The organism is Pseudomonas sp. LG1D9, assembly GCF_002949995.1.
Taxonomy (GTDB): domain Bacteria; phylum Pseudomonadota; class Gammaproteobacteria; order Pseudomonadales; family Pseudomonadaceae; genus Aquipseudomonas; species Aquipseudomonas proteolytica.
The window spans coordinates 1,154,935-1,177,093 of the sequence record NZ_CP026881.1; the positions used below are offsets into that span (position 1 = coordinate 1,154,935).

Annotated in this window: 17 protein-coding genes and 1 tRNA gene; 10 read left to right on the top strand and 8 right to left on the bottom strand. The window is 60.8% G+C overall.

The genetic code is table 11. The features are described from left to right. Window positions 1-263: 263 nt before the first annotated feature. On the top strand, window positions 264-1,772 hold the full coding sequence (locus tag C5F71_RS05660; protein WP_029300271.1) for a sigma-54-dependent transcriptional regulator: 1,509 nt from the start codon (window positions 264-266) through the stop codon (window positions 1,770-1,772). Between the two features lie 9 nt (window positions 1,773-1,781). On the opposite strand, the gene C5F71_RS05665 is transcribed toward C5F71_RS05660, so the two are convergent. Beyond that, a complete protein-coding gene (locus tag C5F71_RS05665; protein WP_104910784.1) occupies window positions 1,782-6,434 on the bottom strand; it encodes a hypothetical protein in 4,653 nt (1,550 codons plus the stop codon). Between the two features lie 356 nt (window positions 6,435-6,790). On the opposite strand from C5F71_RS05665, the gene gcvH reads away from it, so the two are divergent. From gcvH to C5F71_RS05695, 6 genes are all read left to right on the top strand, one after another. Then, window positions 6,791-7,174, top strand: a complete 384-nt coding sequence (gcvH, locus tag C5F71_RS05670; protein ID WP_029300273.1) for a glycine cleavage system protein GcvH — start codon at window positions 6,791-6,793, stop codon at window positions 7,172-7,174. 10 nt (window positions 7,175-7,184) lie between these two features. Then, window positions 7,185-10,034, top strand: a complete 2,850-nt coding sequence (gcvP, locus tag C5F71_RS05675) for an aminomethyl-transferring glycine dehydrogenase (RefSeq protein ID WP_104912597.1) — start codon at window positions 7,185-7,187, stop codon at window positions 10,032-10,034. Between the two features lie 143 nt (window positions 10,035-10,177). After that, window positions 10,178-11,554, top strand: coding sequence for an L-serine ammonia-lyase (locus C5F71_RS05680; protein WP_029300275.1), 1,377 nt, complete (start codon window positions 10,178-10,180; stop codon window positions 11,552-11,554). 39 nt (window positions 11,555-11,593) lie between these two features. Beyond that, window positions 11,594-12,718: a glycine cleavage system aminomethyltransferase GcvT gene (gcvT, locus tag C5F71_RS05685; RefSeq protein WP_104910785.1), complete on the top strand. Its 1,125-nt coding sequence runs from the start codon at window positions 11,594-11,596 to the stop codon at window positions 12,716-12,718. Between the two features lie 392 nt (window positions 12,719-13,110). After that, window positions 13,111-13,323 carry a cold-shock protein gene (locus C5F71_RS05690; RefSeq protein WP_029300277.1) on the top strand — a complete coding sequence of 71 codons (213 nt, stop codon included), beginning with the start codon at window positions 13,111-13,113 and terminating at the stop codon, window positions 13,321-13,323. 96 nt (window positions 13,324-13,419) lie between these two features. Next, window positions 13,420-13,908 carry an RDD family protein gene (locus tag C5F71_RS05695; RefSeq protein WP_029300279.1) on the top strand — a complete coding sequence of 163 codons (489 nt, stop codon included), beginning with the start codon at window positions 13,420-13,422 and terminating at the stop codon, window positions 13,906-13,908. A gap of 72 nt (window positions 13,909-13,980) precedes the next feature. On the opposite strand, the gene nadA is transcribed toward C5F71_RS05695, so the two are convergent. Then, window positions 13,981-15,039: a quinolinate synthase NadA gene (gene nadA / locus C5F71_RS05700; RefSeq protein ID WP_029300280.1), complete on the bottom strand. Its 1,059-nt coding sequence runs from the start codon at window positions 15,037-15,039 to the stop codon at window positions 13,981-13,983. Between the two features lie 148 nt (window positions 15,040-15,187). Continuing rightward, the gene (locus C5F71_RS05705; RefSeq protein ID WP_104910786.1) at window positions 15,188-16,081 is read right to left on the bottom strand and encodes a LysR family transcriptional regulator; all 894 of its coding nucleotides are present in this window, start codon (window positions 16,079-16,081) and stop codon (window positions 15,188-15,190) included. A gap of 108 nt (window positions 16,082-16,189) precedes the next feature. Between C5F71_RS05705 and lldD the strand changes: the two genes are divergently transcribed. Then, window positions 16,190-17,332 carry an FMN-dependent L-lactate dehydrogenase LldD gene (gene lldD / locus C5F71_RS05710; protein ID WP_070994429.1) on the top strand — a complete coding sequence of 381 codons (1,143 nt, stop codon included), beginning with the start codon at window positions 16,190-16,192 and terminating at the stop codon, window positions 17,330-17,332. 10 nt (window positions 17,333-17,342) lie between these two features. Here lldD and C5F71_RS05715 read toward each other — a convergent pair whose 3' ends face one another. Both C5F71_RS05715 and C5F71_RS05720 read right to left on the bottom strand, forming a co-directional pair. Further along, window positions 17,343-18,035 (bottom strand): RES family NAD+ phosphorylase, encoded by a 693-nt coding sequence (locus C5F71_RS05715; protein WP_092237807.1) that lies wholly within the window; start codon window positions 18,033-18,035, stop codon window positions 17,343-17,345. Continuing rightward, a complete protein-coding gene (locus tag C5F71_RS05720) occupies window positions 18,029-18,433 on the bottom strand; it encodes an antitoxin Xre-like helix-turn-helix domain-containing protein (RefSeq protein WP_104910787.1) in 405 nt (134 codons plus the stop codon). Before C5F71_RS05720 ends, C5F71_RS05715 begins: the two co-directional genes overlap by 7 nt. Window positions 18,434-18,639: 206 nt before the next feature. Between C5F71_RS05720 and C5F71_RS05725 the strand changes: the two genes are divergently transcribed. Then, window positions 18,640-19,437: a hypothetical protein gene (locus tag C5F71_RS05725; RefSeq protein ID WP_029300288.1), complete on the top strand. Its 798-nt coding sequence runs from the start codon at window positions 18,640-18,642 to the stop codon at window positions 19,435-19,437. A gap of 119 nt (window positions 19,438-19,556) precedes the next feature. On the opposite strand, the gene C5F71_RS05730 is transcribed toward C5F71_RS05725, so the two are convergent. Then, window positions 19,557-20,165, bottom strand: coding sequence for a LysE family translocator (locus C5F71_RS05730; RefSeq protein WP_104912598.1), 609 nt, complete (start codon window positions 20,163-20,165; stop codon window positions 19,557-19,559). A 112-nt stretch (window positions 20,166-20,277) separates the two neighbouring features. Here C5F71_RS05730 and C5F71_RS05735 point away from each other — a divergent pair, with 112 nt between their 5' ends. Further along, the gene (locus tag C5F71_RS05735) at window positions 20,278-21,141 is read left to right on the top strand and encodes a LysR family transcriptional regulator (protein ID WP_070994432.1); all 864 of its coding nucleotides are present in this window, start codon (window positions 20,278-20,280) and stop codon (window positions 21,139-21,141) included. Between the two features lie 188 nt (window positions 21,142-21,329). On the opposite strand, the gene C5F71_RS05740 is transcribed toward C5F71_RS05735, so the two are convergent. Together C5F71_RS05740 and queC are read right to left on the bottom strand one after the other, a co-directional pair. Beyond that, window positions 21,330-21,405, bottom strand: a tRNA-Lys gene (locus C5F71_RS05740). A gap of 63 nt (window positions 21,406-21,468) precedes the next feature. After that, window positions 21,469-22,158, bottom strand: coding sequence for a 7-cyano-7-deazaguanine synthase QueC (queC, locus tag C5F71_RS05745; RefSeq protein ID WP_029300294.1), 690 nt, complete (start codon window positions 22,156-22,158; stop codon window positions 21,469-21,471). Window position 22,159: the final 1 nt, after the last annotated feature.

The following is a 22,159-nucleotide window of genomic DNA, read 5'->3' on the forward strand; positions in this document are numbered from 1 at the left end:
CGCTGGGCTGCGAAGCAGCCCCTATAAGCCGAATGCGTTGTACCAGATACACCGCAGCGGCTGGTTTTGGGGCTGCTTCGCAGCCCAGCGCGGGCGATGCGGCGTTCCGACAAGCCCGCTCGCCACAGGAGAGTTCGTCAGTTTCTGAAAGTTGTGTAGATACCTATGGCTATCGCAGGCAAGCCAGCTCCCACATTTTTTGATCTCCACCCCCGCTCAGGCATACTGGCCACCCTCCGCATTGCAGAATCAAAGTCCGCCCCATGCGTATCCACGTCAGCTTCATCGACCGCGTCGGCATCACCCAGGAAGTTCTGGCCCTGCTCGGTGGGCGCAATCTCAACCTGGATGCGGTGGAGATGATCCCGCCCAACGTCTACATCGACGCGCCGACCCTGAGCGTGCAAGTGCTGGAAGAATTGCGCGACGCACTGTTCAGCGTCCACGGCGTACAAGCGGTGACGGTGGTGGATATCCTTCCCGGCCAGCGTCGCCACCTGCAACTTGACGCACTGCTGGCGGCCATGACCGACCCGGTACTGGCCCTGGACAGTGCCGGCAAGGTGCTGCTGGCCAACCCGGCGCTGATTGCCCTGTATGGTCGCGAGCCGGCGGGCGAAAGTATCGCCGAGCTGTTTGACGATCCGGCGCTGCTGGACACCTTGCTTGAACATGGCTTTCGCCTGCCCCTGCGCGAGATCAGCGTCAACGGCCAGACCTTGCTGCTGGACGCCACGCCGATTACCGATGCGGGCGCGCTGCTGACCTTGTACCCGCCCAACCGGATCGGTGAGCGGCTGTCAGCCCTGCACCATGACCATGCCGAAGGCTTCGATGCGCTGCTGGGCGAATCCGTGGCCATCCGTACCCTCAAGACCCGCGCGCAACGGGTCGCGGCCCTCGATGCCCCGCTGTTGATCCAAGGCGAAACCGGCACCGGCAAAGAGCTGGTGGCCCGCGCGTGCCATGCCATCAGTGCGCGGCATAGCTCGCCGTTCCTGGCGCTCAACTGCGCAGCCCTGCCGGAGAACCTCGCCGAAAGCGAGCTGTTCGGCTACGCCCCCGGCGCCTTCACCGGTGCCCAGCGCGGCGGCAAGCCGGGGCTAATGGAGCTGGCCAACCAGGGCACGGTGTTTCTCGATGAGATTGGCGAGATGTCGCCCTACCTGCAGGCCAAGCTCCTGCGTTTTCTCAATGACGGCAGCTTTCGCCGGGTCGGTGGCGACCGTGAGGTCAAGGTCAATGTGCGCATCCTCAGTGCCACCCACCGCGACCTGGAGAAAATGGTCACTGAAGGCACGTTCCGCGAAGACCTGTTCTACCGCCTCAATGTGCTGAATGTCGAAGTCCCGCCACTGCGCGAGCGTGGCCAGGACATCCTGCTGCTGGCCCGCTACTTCATGCAGCAGGCCTGCGCGCAGATCCAGCGTCCGGTCTGCCGCCTGGCGCCGGGCACCTACCCGGCCCTGCTGGGTAACCGCTGGCCGGGTAACGTGCGCCAGTTGCAGAACGTGATCTTCCGCGCCGCCGCCATTTGCGAAAGCAACCTGGTGGACATTGGCGACCTGGACATCGCCGGCACCTCGGTCGCCCGCCAGAGCGACGGCGAGGTCGACAGCCTGGAGCAAGCGGTGGAGGACTTCGAACGCAGCCTGCTGGAAAAGCTCTACGTCAGCTATCCCTCGACACGCCAACTGGCCAACCGCCTGCAAACATCCCACACGGCGATCGCCCATCGGTTGCGCAAGTACGGTATCCCCGGCAAACCCTGAACCAGGAACTCACCAGAAGATCCGCCGCCCGCGTTGCATGACCGCCCCCGTGGCGCTGAAAAACAGGCTTTGGGCCATGGCCGCGCTGATCCGCGAATAATAGATGGCGATGACATCGCTGTCGGTCTTGTCGGCCAGGCTGCGAAAGCTCATGAAGCGCTGTTCCGGCCGTTTCAAATGCCCGGCGCTGTAGTCGGCATTCGGTGTCGCGGGCGTGCGGTAATGAAAATGGGCGTAGGCCAAGACCTTGCCGTCCATGTCCTTGACCGTATATTCCTGTAAAAAATCATTCGCCCGCTTGAGCGCAATGCGCCCCTCTATCGGTACGATCTGCACCTGATTCTGGCTTTGCAGATACGCAATGCCCGCTTCGTCGGGTGGCAGGCGCTTGACCATTTCGATGCGAATCAGCCGGCCTTGCTCGCGCAGGTTGCGCGAGCCCTGGGCCAGCTCACCGAGCAACGGCTCTTGGGTGGCCTGGGAACTGTCCTGCCCCAGGGCTTTGCGGATTTTTTCGGCCACCACGTTCATCTTCTCGCTGTGGCGCGACAACCTGGCCTCGACGCTGGCGGGCAGGCTGGCCTGGAGCGCTTCGTTGCGCGCCTGGTCGAGAACGATCGCCTGGCGCTCCAGCAGTTTACGCGCATCCCCCAGCAGCTTTTCCAGCGGGCGCACGGCTCGCACGGGCGCTGTGCTGGTCTCGGTGAGCGTCTCAAAGGCTTCACTGCCCGGTGTCTGGCGAAAGCTCGCCACCAGGCTCTGATCGACTGGGTTGATGACATCGACAACACCCGCGTCCACCGCCGCCGCAGTACTACGGGCCTGCCCCACCAGGTAGCGGTTCTTGCGATCTCGGATCAAGCGTTTGCCAGCGCCCAGCGCGGGCCCCGGCTTGCGCCCGGGGGTGCGCTCGCGCTCGCGCAGCAGTGTGGCCATTGAGCCCCTGACTTCGTGTTCGAGGGCGTTGAGCAGACGGTTTACGTGCCCGATGCTGCCGTCGTACAGCAGGTCGGCCGCGGTGTCGTCGTACTCGCGCAGGCGCGCCTGGGTGTTGTCGTACTCAAGCAGCAGCGCGTCATACCCCTCGATACGCTGTTGCACACTCAGGGGGCCGGCCGCCTGCAAGGTTTTTTGTGACTGGACCGATTGAATCGCCTCATCGATCAACGACCTGATCTGCATGAAGTCGTCATATTCCTCCAGGAGCGGCGGCCTGCGCAGCAGCACGCCACTCAGGGCTTTCAGCTGGACAGACTTCCAGTCCAGCGGCGTCCCGAGCACCGAAGGCGGCACCGCGTCGGGACGTGCGTCGTAACCGGGCACCTGGGCCAGACGCGCATGGTTGTTGCGTTCCAGGATGCTCAACTCGATCAGTTTGTCGTTGTAGCCGATGATCTTCTGCGTCGCCTGGAAAAACGTCTGGTGCGCGGCCTGGGCAACGGCGACGTCTTCATCTTCCAGTTGCGCTTGCAACTGGCTGCGGCGCTCGCCGGTGAACGCCTCGGACGCGCGGCTGGTTATCAGCACCGCCATTTGCATGCGCAGCGTTTCGACGAGGTCTTCGAGTTGCAGGATCTTTTCCTGCTCGAACCGCGCCACCGGTTTGTTGGCGTTACAGGCAATCAATGCATCCAGTTTGGCGAGTTGTGCCTGGGTTTGTTTTTCCAGTTGCACGATAAAACTGGCGCGGATGTCTTGCCGGTCTGCCTCAGTGAAACTTTCCGGTTGGCGCATATGGGCCTTCTGAAAGCGCTTTTGCGCGGTAGCGACCGCCGTCTCCTGCGCCACCAAGCGCGTCGTCGCCTCCTGGTAAAGACGTTCCAGCATCTGGTTATGCCGCTGAATGCTCGCGCGACGGCTGGCGACCGAGGGTTTGGGCTGGCCGCCGAGCAACTGCAGGCCCACGTCCGGCTTCCATACCCCGCGCGCATTCTTGCGCAGCCAGGGACCCTGACGCAGCGGTGCTCTGAGGTCGACGATTCGCCAGCGTCCTTCGGCCTGTTTGACCCCATAGACCTTGCTGTCGAGCAGCAGGTAATCGCCATGGCGAACGGTCCCTTGCGCGTCCCGGACCATGACCTGCCCGCGGACAGGCGTATCCGCCGAGGTGATGGTGGGAGGTCCCGGCCACCGCTCACCGCGCCCCGGCGACCAGTGGAAGGTTTCAAGCTGGGCCTGCTGCGCGGGGTCAAGCCGTAAGCGCGCATTGGCCCAGGAGAAATCCATCCCGGTGACATCCCCTAGCGAGCGCTGCCAGGCGAACGTCGCCGGCGTCTGCCGGGCATGCCTGACCGGCAGGCTGTCGAGCCGCGCAATCGAGCGCTGGGTGACGGGCCTGGTCTCGCTCAGGCGCAGGCGCTCATCGATTCCGACGATGGGGCTCAACAACAGGCCCGCCAGACTGCCCATCAACTCCACCAGCGTCGTGGCGCGGTCTTCTTCACTGGCCGTGGCTGGCAACGCGAGTACCGTGCGAAAGCTGCCCAATACCAGGGTCAGCCACCCGGCCACCGCCACCGGCCCCCTGAGCATGGGCAAGAGCGCGTTGAACAACTGCCAGAGGTCATTTCTGAACAGCGTCCAGCGTAATGCTTCGGTAGAGATGGATTGTTTTTCAGCGGTCTGCCAGAGGTTCCTGGCGTTTTCATCAAAGACGCGCTCAAGAAACACCCCCGGCACCGCCTCGTCACTGAGCAAGGCTGGGCTGGACGCTGGCTGTGCGCTGTACTCGTCTCCCTGCAGAAAACGCTGGACATGGGGGTGCAGGAAACCGCCATTGGCGAACAGCGTCCGGCTGTTTTCGTCCAGGCGTTCCAGCACCACGGCCTGCAGGTCGCTGCCTGTGCTGGCGATCGCGTCGAGCAACGCCTGGCGGCTGGGGAACTGCTGGAGCGCAGCTTCGACCTGATCGGGCCGATACAGAATATGGGGCAGCTCACTGTTGTCCCGCGGGCCGATGACAAACAGGTTGCTGGCCTTATGGACGACGCCGCCGGCATGGGTCAGAAACGCCAGGGGCCGGCCAACGATAACGGGTTGGTCGGGGCTGCTCTGCAGCAAGGCCTGCACCACCCGCACGCCTGCCGCGGTGAACCCATGGCGTTGACGCAAGCGATTTTCCAAGGCTCGCATCGGCAGTTGCAGCGCCATCTGCTCGACAAACAAACGCCGGCGGCGTGCCGACTCTAGCGGGTCTGACAGTAACGCGGCCTTGAGTCGCGCCGGATAGTGCCGGCCCACATCGACGGTTTCGATGAGTGTTTTCAGGTAGCCAGGCGTGACCCAGCCGCCATGCGCCCCTGGGCTGATCTGTACGCTGGCGTAGGGTGTGGCAAAGGGATTTTCCAGCGACCACAACGTCAGGCTCTTGGTGGTGCGTTCGGTCCAGCCCACCGTTGCGCCTTGGGTGCGTTCAAACGTCAGTTGGCAATCATCCGGATTGACCGGCGTTTGGTGCGGGTAGTCCAGGCGCATCTGGCGTTGCAGCGCCTTGCGCGCGTACACGTCGATCGGATCGAGCCCGTCCAGGAACGATGCGCCAGCGCTGCGTTTTTGCAGGTGCGCCAAGCGCTCAAGCCACTGGCCATAGGTGTATCGATCAGCACTGTCAGCGGTCTGCAGCCACAGGGGCAACTGCTCTTCGTGGGGCTGCTGGACATAATCGGCATCGAACCACACCTGGGGCGCGGTGAGCCGGCTGAACAGGCGCTTGTAGCTGTCGACACCGGGCAGCGCCTGCCAATTGACCTGTTGCAGGTTACGCAGTTGGCGCTCCAGCAAGGCCTGGGCCTGTGCATCGAACACATCACCCTGGGGCTCTTTGAGCACCCAGCTGACGAGCAGGCCGGGCCTGTAGTTGCTCATATAGCGCGGCAACAAGTGACCCAACTCGTCCTGCGTCGTGAGTTTGAGCACACTCATCACCGGCACATAGACCAGGGTCACCGGCTGCTGCGCCACCTGGCGCTGCAGGACCAACAGCGTCAGCCACTCCCCCGGCTGGCCTTCCTGGGCGGCATAGACCTGATAGATATGCAGCGCATCCGGCTGGCCCAGGGCCTGGCGGTCCGCCAGATAACCCCAAAGCTGCTGCGGGCCGTCGCCCAAGCCCAACAGCTGACTGCCCTCCTGCGACGTCAGCGGCGGGTTTTGCCAGGCCGTGAGCAGGCACGCGCGCAGTTGCTTGCCCACCGCGCCCCAGCGACTGAGGCCAGGATCATCCGCCACCGGCGCATTCCAGAAGGCCACCAACCGCGCACTGAAGGCCTCGAACAACCCAGGGGCCAGGGTGTCGAGCATGCGTTCGATATCGTCGACCGAAACCCCGGCGGGGGCCGGTACCAGGTCTCGACTGATGGAGCTGACCAGTAACTGATAGCGACCTGCACTGTCGCTCCCCTCCTGAGCCCCCATGCGACGCCGAATCAACGCATCTCCCAGGCAAGTGAGCTGCCCGTATGTGCCCGGCGCCTGGGTTCGCACGCCGATCCAGGTAGCCGTGGCGCGCAGGCCGGCGCCAGCAAACCCTTCGTCGAGCCAGTCCTGGATCATCGACTCGGCCACCTGCATCAATGTCGGGCGCTGGGCAAACATACGCCCGAGGTAGTCGCGGGAGGCATATGCCTGTGAAGTGTCGTGAAGTGCCGCCGGTGAATGGCTCATGTCGCGCGTCCTGATGATTCGGAGCGGGGAAAATAGGTTGGCCATGGGCGTGCGGGGCACTACATAAATCAATGCACTGGCGCTTCATCGAGCGGGACGCATGTATTGAAAACGCTACAGCGGAACGTTTTCAATACACCACTGATCCTCCTTCGCTATGCAAGGCTTTGATCCGCATAGGCTTTTTTTCTGCCATCGAAGCGTAGCGATTTCGCTACAGCTGTTGGGAACTCACACGCGGCATTATTTTTTAACTTATTGATTTGTAACGATAAAAATATATTGGCCGCATTTTTGCTAAGGACTTACCCATTCCAATCCCGTCCACCAGACGATTCTGGCCCTGAGGAGTTTCCATGAGCGAATTGCGTTTTACTGAAGATCACGAATGGCTGCGTGCCGAAGCCGACGGCAGCGTCACCGTAGGTATTACTGCGTTCGCGCAAAACGCACTGGGTGATGTGGTTTTCGTACAACTGCCTGAGCTGCAGGCCTACGACCAGGGTGCAGAAGCTTCCACCGTAGAGTCGGTCAAGGCCGCCAGCGGTGTGTACATGCCCTTGACCGGCGAAGTGCTGGCAGTGAACGACAAGCTCAGCGACAGCCCGGAACTGGTCAACGAAGACCCGATGGGCGAAGGTTGGTTCTTCCGCTTTAAACCGGCCGATGCCGATGCGGTAGCTAAGCTGTTGGATCAGGATGCGTACGACCGCCTGATCAAAGCCAATGCGCAAGCTTGAGGAGCGTGCCATGACCGTTCAATTGACCACCGCCAACGAATTTATCGCCCGCCATATCGGCCCGCGCCAGGACGACGAGCAGCAGATGCTTGCGACCCTGGGCTTTGATTCCCTCGAAGCCCTGAGCGCCAGCGTGATCCCGGAAAGCATCAAGGGCACCGCCGTGCTGGGGCTGAGCGACGGCCTGAGCGAAGCCGATGCCCTGGCGTCGATCAAGGCCATCGCGGCCAAGAACCAACTGTTCAAGACTTACATCGGCCAGGGCTACTACAACTGCCACACGCCGTCGCCGATCCTGCGCAACCTGCTGGAAAACCCGGCCTGGTACACCGCCTACACGCCGTACCAGCCAGAGATTTCCCAGGGCCGCCTGGAAGCGCTGCTGAACTTCCAGACCCTGATCAGCGACCTCACCGGCCTGCCGATCGCCAACGCTTCCCTGCTCGACGAAGCCACCGCCGCCGCCGAAGCCATGACCTTCTGCAAGCGCCTGAGCAAGAACAAAGGCAGCAACGCCTTCTTCGCCTCGGTGCACAGCCACCCGCAGACCCTCGACGTGCTGCGCACCCGTGCCGAGCCGCTGGGCATTGATGTGGTGGTGGGCGATGAGCGCGAGCTGACCGACGTCAGCCCGTTCTTCGGCGCCCTGCTGCAATACCCGGCCAGCAACGGTGACGTATTCGACTACCGCGAACTGACCGAACGCTTCCACGCCGCCAACGCCCTGGTGGCGGTGGCCGCGGACCTGCTGGCCCTGACCCTGCTGACCCCACCGGGCGAGTTCGGTGCCGACGTGGCCATCGGCAGTGCCCAACGCTTCGGCGTGCCGCTGGGCTTTGGTGGCCCGCACGCGGCGTACTTCTCCACCAAGGATGCGTTCAAGCGCGATATGCCGGGCCGTCTGGTCGGGGTGTCCGTGGACCGTTTCGGCAAGCCGGCCCTGCGCCTGGCCATGCAAACCCGCGAGCAACATATCCGCCGCGAGAAAGCCACCAGCAACATCTGCACCGCCCAAGTGCTGCTGGCCAACATCGCCAGCATGTACGCGGTGTACCACGGCCCCAAAGGCCTGGTGCAGATCGCTACGCGTATCCATCACCTGGCCGCGATCCTGGCCAATGGCTTGAGCGCGCTGGGCCTCACGGTTGAACAAGAGACGTTCTTCGACACCCTGACCCTGGCCACCGGCGCCAACACCGCTGCCCTGCACGACAAGGCCCGCGCCCAGCGCATCAACCTGCGCGTAGTGGACGCGGCACGCCTGGGCCTGTCGGTGGACGAAACCACCACCCAAGCCGATATCGAAACCCTGTGGAGCGTGTTCGCAGGCGGTAAAGCCCTGCCAGACTTCGCCGCCCTGGCCGCCAGCGTCGACAGCACCCTGCCCGCCGCACTGCTGCGTCAGTCGCCGATCCTCAGCCACCCGGTGTTCAACCGTTATCACTCCGAAACCGAGTTGATGCGCTACCTGCGCAAGCTGGCCGACAAGGACCTGGCACTGGATCGCACCATGATCCCGCTGGGCTCGTGCACCATGAAGCTCAACGCTGCCAGTGAAATGATCCCGGTGACCTGGGCCGAGTTTGGCGCCCTGCACCCGTTCGCCCCGGCCGCACAAAGCGCCGGCTACCTGCAACTGACCAGCGAACTGGAAGCCATGCTTTGCGCGGCCACCGGTTACGACGCCATCTCCCTGCAACCGAACGCCGGTTCCCAGGGTGAGTACGCAGGCCTCTTGGCAATCCGTGCCTATCACCAGAGCCGTGGCGAAGAACGCCGCGATATCTGCCTGATCCCATCGTCGGCCCACGGCACCAACCCGGCCACCGCCAACATGGCCGGCATGCGCGTGGTCGTCACCGCGTGCGACGCCCGCGGCAACGTGGACATTGAAGACCTGCGCGCCAAGGCTATCGAGCATCGCGAACACCTCGCCGCGCTGATGATCACCTACCCATCGACCCACGGCGTGTTCGAGGAAGGCATCCGCGAAATCTGCGGGATCATCCACGACAACGGCGGCCAGGTGTATATCGACGGCGCCAACATGAACGCCATGGTCGGCCTGTGCGCCCCTGGCAAGTTCGGCGGCGACGTGTCCCACCTGAACCTGCACAAGACCTTTTGCATCCCCCACGGCGGTGGCGGCCCGGGCGTTGGCCCGATTGGCGTCAAGTCACACCTCACGCCGTTCCTGCCCGGCCACGCGGCCATGGAACGCAAGGAAGGCGCGGTGTGCGCGGCGCCATTCGGCAGCGCAAGCATTTTGCCGATCACCTGGATGTACATCAGCATGATGGGCGGCGCGGGCCTCAAGCGCGCTTCGCAGTTGGCAATCCTCAATGCCAACTACATTTCCCGTCGCCTGGAAGAGCACTACCCGGTGCTGTACACCGGTAGCAACGGCCTGGTGGCACACGAATGCATCCTCGACCTGCGCCCGCTCAAGGACAGCAGCGGTATCAGCGTCGATGACGTGGCCAAGCGCCTGATCGACTTTGGGTTCCATGCACCGACGATGTCGTTCCCGGTCGCCGGCACCTTGATGATCGAGCCGACCGAAAGTGAATCCAAGGAAGAACTGGACCGTTTCTGCGACGCCATGATCGCCATCCGCGAAGAAATCCGCGCAGTGGAAAACGGCACGTTGGACAAGGATGACAACCCACTGAAGAACGCACCGCACACCGCTGCCGAAATCGTCGGTGAATGGAGCCATCCGTACAGCCGCGAACAAGCGGTGTACCCGGTGGCGTCGTTGATCGAAGGCAAGTACTGGCCGCCGGTTGGCCGGGTCGATAACGTGTTTGGTGATCGCAACCTGGTGTGTGCGTGCCCGTCGATCGAGAGCTACGCCTGATCTGACTGAGTGACGGGCTTGCTCGCGAATGCGGTGGTTCAGTCACCAGATGCATCAACTGACACTCCACATTCGCGAGCAAGCCCGCTCCCACAATTGGACCGATTGTACCCGCCACATAATAAGAAACCGGAGAACCACTCATGTCTTTAAGCGTGTTCGACCTGTTCAAGATTGGCATCGGCCCCTCAAGCTCTCACACCGTTGGCCCGATGCGCGCCGCAGCCCGATTCGCCGAAGGCCTCAAGCGTGACGACCTGCTGCACGCCACCACCTGCGTCAAGGTGGAGCTCTATGGATCACTGGGCGCCACCGGCAAAGGCCACGGCAGCGACAAGGCCGTGTTGCTGGGCCTGGAGGGCGAACACCCAGACACCGTGAACACTGAAACCGTGGCCGCACGCCTGGCGCAGATGCGCAGCGACGCGCGCTTGAACCTGCTCGGTGAACACAGCATTGCGTTCAACGAGAAAGAACACCTGGCGATGATTCGCAAACCCCTCGCCTATCACCCCAACGGCATGATCTTCCGTGCGTTTGACGCTGCCGGCATCCAGATCCGCAGCCGCGAGTACTACTCGGTCGGCGGCGGTTTTGTGGTGGATGAAGACGCTGCCGGCGCCGACCGGATCGTCGAAGACGCCACGCCCCTGACCTTCCCGTTCAAACATGCCAAGGATTTGCTTGGCCATTGCACCACCTATGGGCTGTCCATCAGCCAGGTGATGCTGACCAATGAAAGCGCCTGGCGCCCGGAAGCCGAGACCCGCAGCGGCCTGCTGAAGATCTGGCAGGTGATGCAGGACTGCGTGGACGCAGGCTGTCGCAATGAAGGAATCCTGCCGGGAGGCTTGAAGGTCAAACGTCGCGCCGCCGCGCTGCATCGTCAGTTGTGCAAGAACCCCGAATCCGCCCTGCGCGACCCGCTGTCGGTGCTGGACTGGGTCAACCTGTACGCCCTGGCGGTCAACGAAGAAAACGCCAACGGCGGGCGCGTGGTCACGGCGCCCACCAACGGCGCTGCGGGGATCGTGCCCGCCGTACTGCATTACTACATGCGTTTTATCCCCGGCGCGAACGAAGACGGCGTGGTGCGTTTTCTGCTCACCGCCGCTGCCATCGGCATTCTGTACAAGGAAAACGCCTCGATTTCCGGCGCCGAAGTCGGTTGCCAGGGTGAAGTTGGCGTGGCCTGTTCGATGGCGGCGGGCGCGCTGTGCGAAGTGTTGGGCGGCAGCGTCTCTCAAGTGGAGAACGCCGCCGAGATCGGCATGGAGCACAACCTCGGCCTGACCTGCGACCCGATTGGCGGCCTGGTGCAGGTGCCCTGCATCGAGCGCAATGCCATGGGTTCGGTGAAAGCGATCAATGCGGTGCGCATGGCCTTGCGCGGCGATGGGCAGCATTTCGTGTCCCTCGACAAGGTGATCCGCACCATGCGCCAGACCGGCGCCGATATGAAAAGCAAATACAAGGAAACCGCCCGTGGCGGTTTGGCCGTCAACATTATCGAGTGCTGATGCTTATAAACGCGCCAGCACGTTTTTCAGGAGCTGAATATGTCCACCGAAACCCTGTTGAAAACCCCACTGCACGCCCTGCATCTTGAACTGGGCGCACGCATGGTGCCGTTCGCCGGCTATGACATGCCGGTGCAATACCCACTGGGTGTGATGAAGGAGCACTTGCACACCCGTGAACAGGCCGGGTTGTTCGATGTGTCGCACATGGGCCAGATCCGCCTGACCGGGGCCAATGCCGCCAAGGCCCTGGAAACCCTGGTGCCCGTTGATATCATCGACCTGCCAGTGGGCATGCAACGCTACGCCATGTTCACCAACGACCAGGGTGGCATCCTCGATGACCTGATGGTCGCCAACCTGGGTAACGATGAATTGTTCCTGGTGGTCAACGCCGCTTGCAAGGATCAAGACCTGGCCCACCTGCGCCAGCATATCGGCGAGCACTGCCAGATCGAGCCGCTGTTTGAAGAGCGCGCCCTGTTGGCCTTGCAAGGCCCGGCGGCGGTGAAGGTGCTGGCGCGCCTGGCCCCGGAAGTGACCAAGATGACCTTTATGCAGTTCGCCCCCCTGCGCCTGCTGGGGGTGGAGTGCTATGTCAGCCGTTCCGGTTATACCGGCGAAGACGGTTTTGAAATCTCCGTCCCCGCGGCCAACGCCGAGAGCCTGGCGCGCAGTCTGCTGGCCGAAACAGAAGTAGCGGCCATTGGCCTGGGCGCTCGAGACTCCCTGCGCCTGGAAGCCGGGCTGTGCCTCTATGGGCACGATATGAACAGCGAAACTACCCCGATTGAGGCCAGCCTGCTGTGGGCCATCTCCAAGGTCCGCCGTGCTGATGGTGCGCGTGCCGGTGGCTTCCCGGGCGCAGACCGGATCTTCACCCAGCAGCAGACCGGTATCAGCCGCAAGCGCGTTGGCTTGTTGCCACAGGAGCGCACGCCGGTGCGTGAAGGGGCAGAGATTGTCGACGACCACGGCACCGTGATCGGCACCGTGTGCAGCGGCGGCTTTGGCCCAAGCCTGGGCGGCCCGCTCGCCATGGGCTACCTCGACATGGCCTTCACCGCGTTGGATAGCGAAGTCTCTGCGTTGGTGCGTGGGAAAAAGGTGCCACTTCGTGTAAGTAAAATGCCATTCGTGCCACAGCGTTACTATCGTGGCTGATTGACTGTTCCTATAAGTAACGCGGTTGTGTTCACTTGCACTAATCTGTAACACAACCGCCATAAAACAGTGCGCCGACGATAGTCAATGTTATGTCGATCAACCTATAACAAGTGACTCAATCTATCGAATAACACCCTGCGGCAATATTGCCCTAAGTGCGAGCAGGGCTAGTAAATACGTGGCTTGCAGAGGGCTTGTTTTTCCTGTGTTAGTTGGCGTAGAGTTTGCCCACTGTGTTTGCATGGGTCGCTTGGAACCTGGACCTGGGCAGTAGCTGAAGTAGTTGTGCTACAACCCGTTCGACGTCTCTTACTTTCCTGCAACCCAGCCCAGTACTCTTTCATGTGAAAGGGGCTGTCATTAATTTTTAGCGTCAAGGAAATAAGAAAATGGCTGAACGTCAGAGCGGTACCGTCAAGTGGTTTAACGACGAGAAAGGTTTTGGTTTTATCACTCCAGAAAGCGGTCCGGATCTGTTCGTGCATTTCCGCGCTATCCAGGGCAACGGCTTCAAGAGCCTCAAAGAAGGCCAGAAAGTGACCTTCATCGCTGTGCAGGGCCAAAAAGGCATGCAAGCGGACGAAGTACAAGCAGAAGCCTGATCCTTACTGCGACAAAAAGCCTCTGATGGTGACATCAGAGGCTTTTTTATGTGCGTTTGTCCGTAAAATGGCTTTTTTCCTCCAGAGAGCCGAGCCATGTCGAAACACCTGCTAAGCCCCCAAGGCGAATTCCCCGCCGTTGGCCTGGGCCGTCGTCTGGCAGCGATGTTCTATGACTTCCTGTTGTGTACCGCCCTGCTGATCGTTACCGCCTTCCTCTACAAGCTGGTGTGGATCGCGTTTGTGGGCGAGGCAAAAATGCGCACGCTCTCGGAGTCCGGCGCTCTGGACGGTGATCCGCTGCTGTCGACGATTCTGTTTTTTGTACTGTTTGGCTTCTTTGCCAAGTTCTGGACCCATTCCGGGCAGACCCTGGGTATGCAAGTGTGGGGCGTGCGCGTGCAGAACGCGGACGGCTCGCGCATCAGCCTATGGCAGGCGCTGTTGCGGTTTGTGGTATCGATTGCGTCGTGGTTGTGCGCAGGGCTGGGGTTTATCTGGTCGCTGGTGGACAAGAAACAGCGGGCCTGGCATGACATTTATTCGGACACGCAGTTGGTGCGAATCCCGAAGAAAAAGAAATAGCGCCAAACGATGCAAATCAAACTGTAGCAGCAGGCTTGCCTGCTCCTACAGTTTGGTTGTGGCAGCCTTGGATCAGGCGTTGCCGGCCAGCTTCAGGCGGGCCGCCTGGGTAAAGTCCAGCATGCGCTTGAGCGGGCGTACGGCATGGGGGATCAACGAGGGTTCGACGAAGATCTCGTTGCTGCCTTCACGCAGGCATTGCAACGTGCGCTCCAGGGTATTCATCGCCATCCACGGGCAATGCGCACAACTGCGGCATGCCGCGCCATTACCGGCGGTGGGCGCCTCGACAAAGACCTTGTCCGGGCACAGCTGCTGCATCTTGTAGAAAATGCCACGGTCAGTGGCGACGATAAACGTCTTGTTCGGCAAACGCTGCGCCGCCGCAATCAACTGGCTGGTAGAACCCACGGCATCGGCCAACTCGATCACCGAGGTTGGTGACTCCGGGTGCACCAGGATCGCTGCATCCGGGTACAGCGCCTTCATGTCTTCCAACTGCTTGGACTTGAACTCTTCGTGGACGATGCACGCACCGTCCCACAGCAGCATGTCGGCACCGGTCTGGCGCTGGATATAGGTACCCAGGTGCTTGTCCGGGCCCCAGATGATGGTTTCGCCGTTATCCATCAGGCTTTCGACGATTTCCAGGGCGCAACTGGAGGTCACCACCCAATCCGCACGGGCTTTGACTGCCGCCGAAGTGTTGGCGTAGACCACCACGGTACGCTCCGGATGCTGGTCGCAGAACGCCGAAAACTCTTCCACCGGGCAACCCAGGTCCAGGGAGCACGTGGCTTCCAGGGTCGGCATCAGGATCCGTTTTTCGGGGGTAAGGATTTTCGCCGTCTCGCCCATGAAGCGCACGCCAGCAACCAGTACGGTCTTGGCCGGATGGGCGGCGCCGAAGCGGGCCATTTCCAGGGAGTCGGAAACACAGCCGCCGGTTTCTTCAGCCAGGGCCTGAATCACCGGGTCGCAGTAAAAGTGCGCCACCAGTACCGCGTCTTGAGCCTTGAGCTCGGCAGCGATGGCAGAACGTAAGCTTGCCTCTTGCTCGGCACTGAGCACCTTGGGTTGCTTGGCATCGAGGTGGGCTTGGACCAGAAGGCGTTCGGAAATTTGCGTCATGTTCGCAAGACCTACAGGCGCAGTTGCGCGAAAGTCGAGTGTACCACCGGCTCTGGAGCCCTTCGGGCGCCGCCGGACGAAGTGATTGTGTTCATCAAGCACGGGTGAAGCTGCGCAAGGCTACAGAATATCGATTGGATTCAAAAGCCTAATATGGCGCAGGGACATTACCCATTTCCCTGGCCAGATCCAACCAGGCTCGCGCAGCCGGCGGCAAGTGAGCATTACGCCGCCAGGTCAGGGCTATATGCCAGTCGGTCCGGGGTTCATCCAACGCAATCAACGCAATGCCGGCATGCAGGTGTTTATAGGCCAGCATGCGCGGCAGGAAGGCAACGCCCAGGCCCGCGCCGACCAGGTCGACGATAAAGTCGATCTGGGCACTGCGCACAGAAACCTTCGGCGAGACACCCCGACGCTCGCAGGCGGAAAGAATGATGCGGTTCAGGGCAAATCCAGCCTCGAAGAGTATGAATGGTGAGTCGGACAAGTCGGAAAAATCCACACTTTTGCGCCCGGCCAATGGATGGCTGCTGGGCAGGACCACCATCAACGGCTCGACGCGCACGTCCTGATACTCGAACTCGCCCTCCACCGGCACCAGCAGCGCGGCGACATCCACCTCCCCCGCTTGCAGGCACTCGCCCAGCTTCTTGCTGCCATGCTCGATCAGCTCGATCTCGATCTGCGGGTAACGCTGGCGGTACTCGGCAAACATCGCCGCAAACAACTCACCACTGCCCACCGGCGGCAGGCCGATGCGCAAGACGCCACGCTTGAGACCCAGCAGGTCATTGATCTCGGCCACCAGGTCGCTGCGCTCGGCGAGCAGCACCAGGGCGCGGCGGTAGGCAATCTCGCCGGCGGCTGTCAGTTCACTCTTATGGCCGATACGGCTGAACAGCGGCGTGCCCAGCTCCTCTTCCAGGGTCTTGACCGCTTTGCTGACGCTCGATTGCGTGAGCGAAACCATCTCGGCCGCTTGTGAGAAACTGCCTTGGCGCACCACTTCGACAAAGGCTCGCAGCGTTCGCAGGTTCATGACTATTCCATTTGCGACTTGAATTAAGTTGTAAAAGTTGTTTTTACCATGAAAAGCCTTTGACTATCCTCCACCCACCGTTTTCCTTATTCCGGGGCCTCACTGTTCATGATCATTTCGTCTGCATCGGATTACCGCGAAGCCGCACGCCGCAAACTGCCGCGTTTCCTGTTCGACTACATTGACGGTGGCGCCTACGCCGAGCACACCCTCAAGGCCAACAGCTCGGACCTGGCAGACATCAGCCTGCGCCAGCGCGTCCTGCGCAACGTCGAGAGCCTGAGCCTGGAAACCACGCTGTTCGACCAACCGCTGGCGATGCCGGTGGTCATGAGCCCGGTAGGCCTGACCGGCATGTTTGCCCGGCGCGGGGAAGTCCAGGTGGCGAACGCGGCGGCCAATAAAGGCATCCCTTTTTGCCTGTCGACCGTTTCCGTGTGCCCGATCGAGGAAGTCGCATCGCAGACCGCGCAATCGATCTGGTTTCAACTCTATGTGCTCAAAGACCGCGGCTTCATGAAGAACGCCCTGGAGCGCGCCCAGGCCGCCGGGGTGAAAACCCTGGTGTTCACCGTCGACATGCCAACCCCCGGTGCCCGCTACCGCGATGCTCACTCCGGGATGTCCGGCCCGTACGCCGCCCAGCGGCGCATGTTGCAGGCCGTGACCAAGCCAGCCTGGGCTTTTGACGTGGGACTTATGGGCCGCCCCCACGACTTGGGCAATATTTCCAAATACCTCGGCAAACCAACCCACCTTGAAGACTACATCGGCTGGCTGGCCACCAACTTCGACCCGTCCATCAGTTGGAAAGACCTGGAATGGATCCGCGAGTTCTGGAAGGGCCCAATGATCATCAAGGGCATCCTCGACCCACAGGATGCCAAGGATGCGGTGAGCTTCGGGGCCGACGGTATCGTCGTGTCCAACCATGGCGGCCGCCAGCTCGATGGCGTGCTGTCTACCGCCAAGGCGTTGCCTGAGATTGCCCAGGCGGTTGGCAGCGACCTCACGGTGCTGGTGGACTCTGGGGTGCGCTCGGGGCTGGATGTGGTGCGCATGCTCGCCCTGGGCGCCCGGGGTGTGTTGCTGGGACGAGCGCCCGCCTACGCGTTGGCCGCTGATGGCCAGCGCGGCGTGGAGAATCTATTGGATATTTTTGCCAAGGAAATGCGCGTGGCCATGACCCTGACCGGGGTTACGTCGATTGCGCAGATCGATGAGTCAATCCTGGTGCGCGGGCAGATCTGACTCGCCAGAGTCAGGCTTCGCGGATCTGGCTGACACTGGTGATCTGGCCATTCCAGACCATCTCATAATGGGAGGCCTGGACAATCGACGACACCGGCCGGGGTGTCAGCAAGGCCCAGCAGTGATCGCCCTCTGAGCGCACCGACAGGTAACGAAGGCCGGGACAACCGGCCTTCTTCAACTCGCCACCCAAGCGCTGGGCGTGGCTGTAGTCGTCAGGGTCGTAGATCGGGTCGCTCATAGGCACCGACGTCGCATCCTTCATCGAGTCGCCGGCAAAACTACACGCCAGTGCGCGAAACACAAAACGCTCATAATTAAGGCCACGGACCCCGGACCAATACTGGTTCTGGTGGTGACGCACCTCTGCCAGTGCCGTCTCGATAGTGGCCGCCAGGTACAGCACACCAAAATCACCCGCGCTGAAACGCGACCCTGCCGGGTTGACGTGGGTGAACGGCGCAATTGCGTAGGAACATCCCACAATCCCGAACGGGATTTCCCTACGGGCTATCAGCTCGATCCGCCCGACCTCATTGCCCAGTCGCGGGTTGGTCAGGGCCTGGATCTGATAAAGCGCCTCAAACTCCTCGGCATCCGCCACATCGTCAAATAAGGCAATCGGCGGGAATTTTGAATTGACCAGGCGATAGGCCTGCAACTGCCCCCCGGGCAGATCGCCCAACTGGCTGGCCCTCACCATTGCGCGCCACGCAGCACATCGATGCGCCGGAAGGTTTCGTACAGGGAAATCATATCGCCCTGGGCCATGATCTCCAGAGGCGAGCGGCCGTTGAAAAACAGGTTGTCGTTGGGCATAGCGGGGAAGCCGTACACGTTCTCGGGGTTATCGAACACCATGCGCAGCGTGGCGTGGATATTCAGCACGAAGCTGATGCGCTGCATCTGATCGGCATCCAGGCTCACGGACCAGGCGGCATCGCACTGCCGGGCGCGGGTGTAGGTACTACGCGAGATGCGCAAGATGCGGCAGGCCTGGTCGCTGCTGGCCCGCCATTTTTCCAGGATGCTCACGGCCGCCCGTAGTCCGGCGACACATTGCTCGCGGGTAAAGGGCTGTACTTGTAGGGCCAGGCTCATGGTGCCACCTCAAATTAATCTACAGACTCAAATATAGACGCCTGAGGTCTACAGAGCAAACCACTACAACATCCCGTGTCAGCTTTTAAAACCAAAGGTCCTAGTGGCATGCTTTTCGTTATTTCGAATCGCACTTTAACGCCCGATGGGTGAGAATGGTTCCCGTCTACATTTTCTCCAATCCATTGTGTATGAGCCCCCAAGAAATGGAATTCAACGCGCCTTCTTCATCCCGCTGGCTACTGGCCTTGTTCGGTGCAAGCCTACTGTCACTGTCCGGCTGCCAGAGTCAAACGCCAGAGCAGCTAGCAGAACAGGCACAGGGACGACAGGAATACGCAAAGTTCGTCAACTCGTTCAAAACAATACTGCGCAGTTATGCCCTGGCCGCCAATGAACAGGAGCTGACAGGTGTGATGAATATGGTCATGACCGTCGACACGCAGAACCATGTAGTGGACTGCTCAACCCAACGCGGAACGCTGTTGCCCAACGAGGGCCAGAACCAACTGCGTCAGGCCAAGCTGGCCAAACTGGTCACCGAGCTGTGCTGGACCACACTGTTTCCCGAGGTCTCACAAAAGGCCTTCGCTGATAACGAGGATTCCCAGGTGATTGTCGCCCCCATGGTGTTCACCCCTCTGATTGGGCTCTCGGAAGAACAGCAGCAACTGCAGAAAACCCGAATCGACCTCTATAGGCAGATCCGTTTCTTCCGCGAACAACTGTTTGCAGGGCATGACATCCAGAGCATTGGCGTCGCCAGCTTCCACTTCATTGCCGACGCACAGGGCAAAGTGAGTGAGTGCATGGTCAACCTGAATCAAAGCCCGTTCCGCTCACAGGGGTTCAAGGCAGATAGCGCGTTGCAGCAACGCCTCGCCACGCAGTGCAAACGGCTGGACCTGCGCCAGATGCCGGGATTTGCCAACCACCCTAAAGGCCTGCCCCTGGGTTATGTGCAGGTGGACTACAGCCCGTGGATGAATGGGCGCCGGGGCTGAAAGCCAGACAAGGCGGCCGGTTTACCAGCGCAAGTCGTGAGCGGCAATGCGCAACCTGAGCGCATCAACTGTCACCACATTTGTGGTCAGAATCCCGTCTGATACGGGTAGCCGTGGCTTCAGGTATGGATGGGCAGGGCCAACCCGAAAAGTACAAAAAACCCACCACAGACTTTATTGAATCTGCGCCCGGTTCGGGCTAACCAAGGCCTGACCCGGTGCGCAGCGCTGGCCACTAGATACTCAACGGCGAACTCCACGACCGCGTAAGTCAGCGCGATGACGATCGTCTGCGCGATGATGCTTCTGTGGGGATTCAGGAACGGCGGGATAAACGCCATGAATAGCAGCAGTGCCTTAGGGTTTGAAATGGCTGATACCAGCCCTTGGCGGAACAGTGACCAACGTTGCAAGGTTGTTGTGCCGGTCGTATCAAGGCTGACGGGTGCAGCCCGCCACAGCCCGAAGCCCAACCAGATCAGATAGAGCCCGCCGCCCACCTTCAAGGCTGTGAACCAGGTGGCCGACGCCTGGATCAGTGCGCCCAATCCCAACGCGCAAAGCGAAAGCACCACGGCAAAGCCGAGCACGCCACCGGTGATAGTGAACAGCGTTTTGCGACTCCCGTGAATAGCTCCATGGGTTAGCACCAATAACGCATTGGGCCCTGGTACTACCGCTATGCCGCAGCAGGTAAACAGATAGAGCAACCAGGTCTCAAATGGCATAATCAGATCCAGTATGTGTTGGTTCAGGCCAGTATCTTGCGGGTGAGCAGCCATCATAAAAAGCGCATAATTCACGTCTTAGCCATTCGATTAACGAATAGAGGTAACAGCGATGCCTGCCAGTGATTTGCAGATCGATTGGCTCAAGTGCTTCGTGGCAGTGGTGGATGCAGGTTCGCTATCTGGCGCAGCCCACGAGGTAAACAGATCGCAGTCCGCCGTCAGCATGCAGATGAAGAAACTCGAGGCCGCGCTTGGACGGCGGTTGTTGAGTCGTGGCCCGAGGCACTTTCAACTGACCGCTGACGGCCAGACACTGCTGAGCTACGCCCGTCGCATGCTCGCACTGCACGCCGAGACCCAAGCGGCTTTTCATGGTGAAGAGTTGACCGGACGAATCCGCCTTGGCGTCGCGGAGGACTACGCGGCCAAGTATCTCACTCCGGTGCTGAAGCGCTTTTCGCCGCGTTACGCAGGCGTGGAAATAGAACTGACCTGTGAACAATCGACCACGCTTATCCCGCGTGTGCGAAGCGGCGATCTTGATCTGGCGCTGGTGTCCAGGGACTCGCCTCAAAGCGGAACATTTCTCTTCAAAGAACCCATGGTTTGGGTGGGCTCACCCCAGTTCGAACTGTGGAGGCGAGACCCGGTGCCTATCGCAGTCTACGAAAGTGAAAGCCTGGCCCGGCGTTATGCAGTGAACTCACTGACCCAGCAGGGGCGCGAATTCAAGGTGGTGTACAACAGCTCCAGCCTTGCTGGCCAGGTGGCCGCAGTCGAGGGCGGGCTCGCTATTGCCGCAATCACTCAGTGCAGCGTACAGGCCTCGCTTCACGTCTTAAGTAGCGAGCACGGCTTAGGGAACATTGAACCTATGGAAGTTTCGATTTTACGTAGCCGAGCCTCTCGCGGGTCTAAGGCGGTCAATAGCCTTCATGCTTTCATCATCAGCGCCCTAAGACTTCAGGCGTAGTCATATGGTTTGGGGCGGTAACAGGAAGGGGATGAGGTGGGGAGCCTGAAATTGTATTTGCTGAGGAGGCCGTGCAAGCAGTACGTCACGCTCCTCAGAGAGCCCTACGCTTGCCTTTGTACAAGGCAAAAAAAAACCCGGAAATCCTCACTTGCGTGGGCCTTCCGGATTTTCTAAACCGCCAAAAATGGTGGGTCGTGTGGGATTCGAACCTACGACCAATTGGTTAAAAGCCAACTGCTCTACCAACTGAGCTAACGACCCGCTGTGTGGTGGCGCGTATAATACTGATTTCTAAGGATTATTCAACACCTTATTTTAAATAAATCAGAAATAACGCGTTGGGTCAGTAATTCCGGCCGCTTGGAAGCCTTCTGCACGCAGTCGGCAGCTGTCACATTTCCTACATGCACGACCGTCATTGTCTGCCTGGTAGCAGGAAACAGTCAGCGAGTAGTCGACACCAAGCCTTACACCTGCCTTGACGATATCCGCCTTGCTCAGGTTTTGCAGTGGCGCCTGGATACGGAAGCCGTGCCCTTCTACGCCCGCCTTGGTCGCCAGGTTGGCCATGCGCTCGAACGACTCGACGAACTCTGGACGGCAGTCCGGGTAGCCGGAGTAGTCGACGGCATTGACGCCGATAAAGATGTCGCGGGCATTGAGTACCTCTGCCCAGCCCAGGGCCAGCGACAGGAACACGGTGTTGCGTGCCGGTACATAGGTGACCGGGATGCCCTCAGTGGGCGCCTCAGGCACGTCGATGGTGCTGTCGGTCAGGGCCGAGCCGCCAATGCCGTTGAGGTTCAGGCCAATCACCTTGTGCTCCACCACGCCGAGGTCGCGGGCGACACGGGCGGCAGCGTGCAACTCGGCATGGGAGCGCTGGCCATAGTCGAAGCTCATGGTATAGCAGCTGTAACCCTCGGCACGTGCCATCGCCACCACGGTGGCGGAGTCGAGGCCGCCAGACAGCAGGATTACGGCACGTTTTTGCTCAGTGGTTTGTTCAGTCATT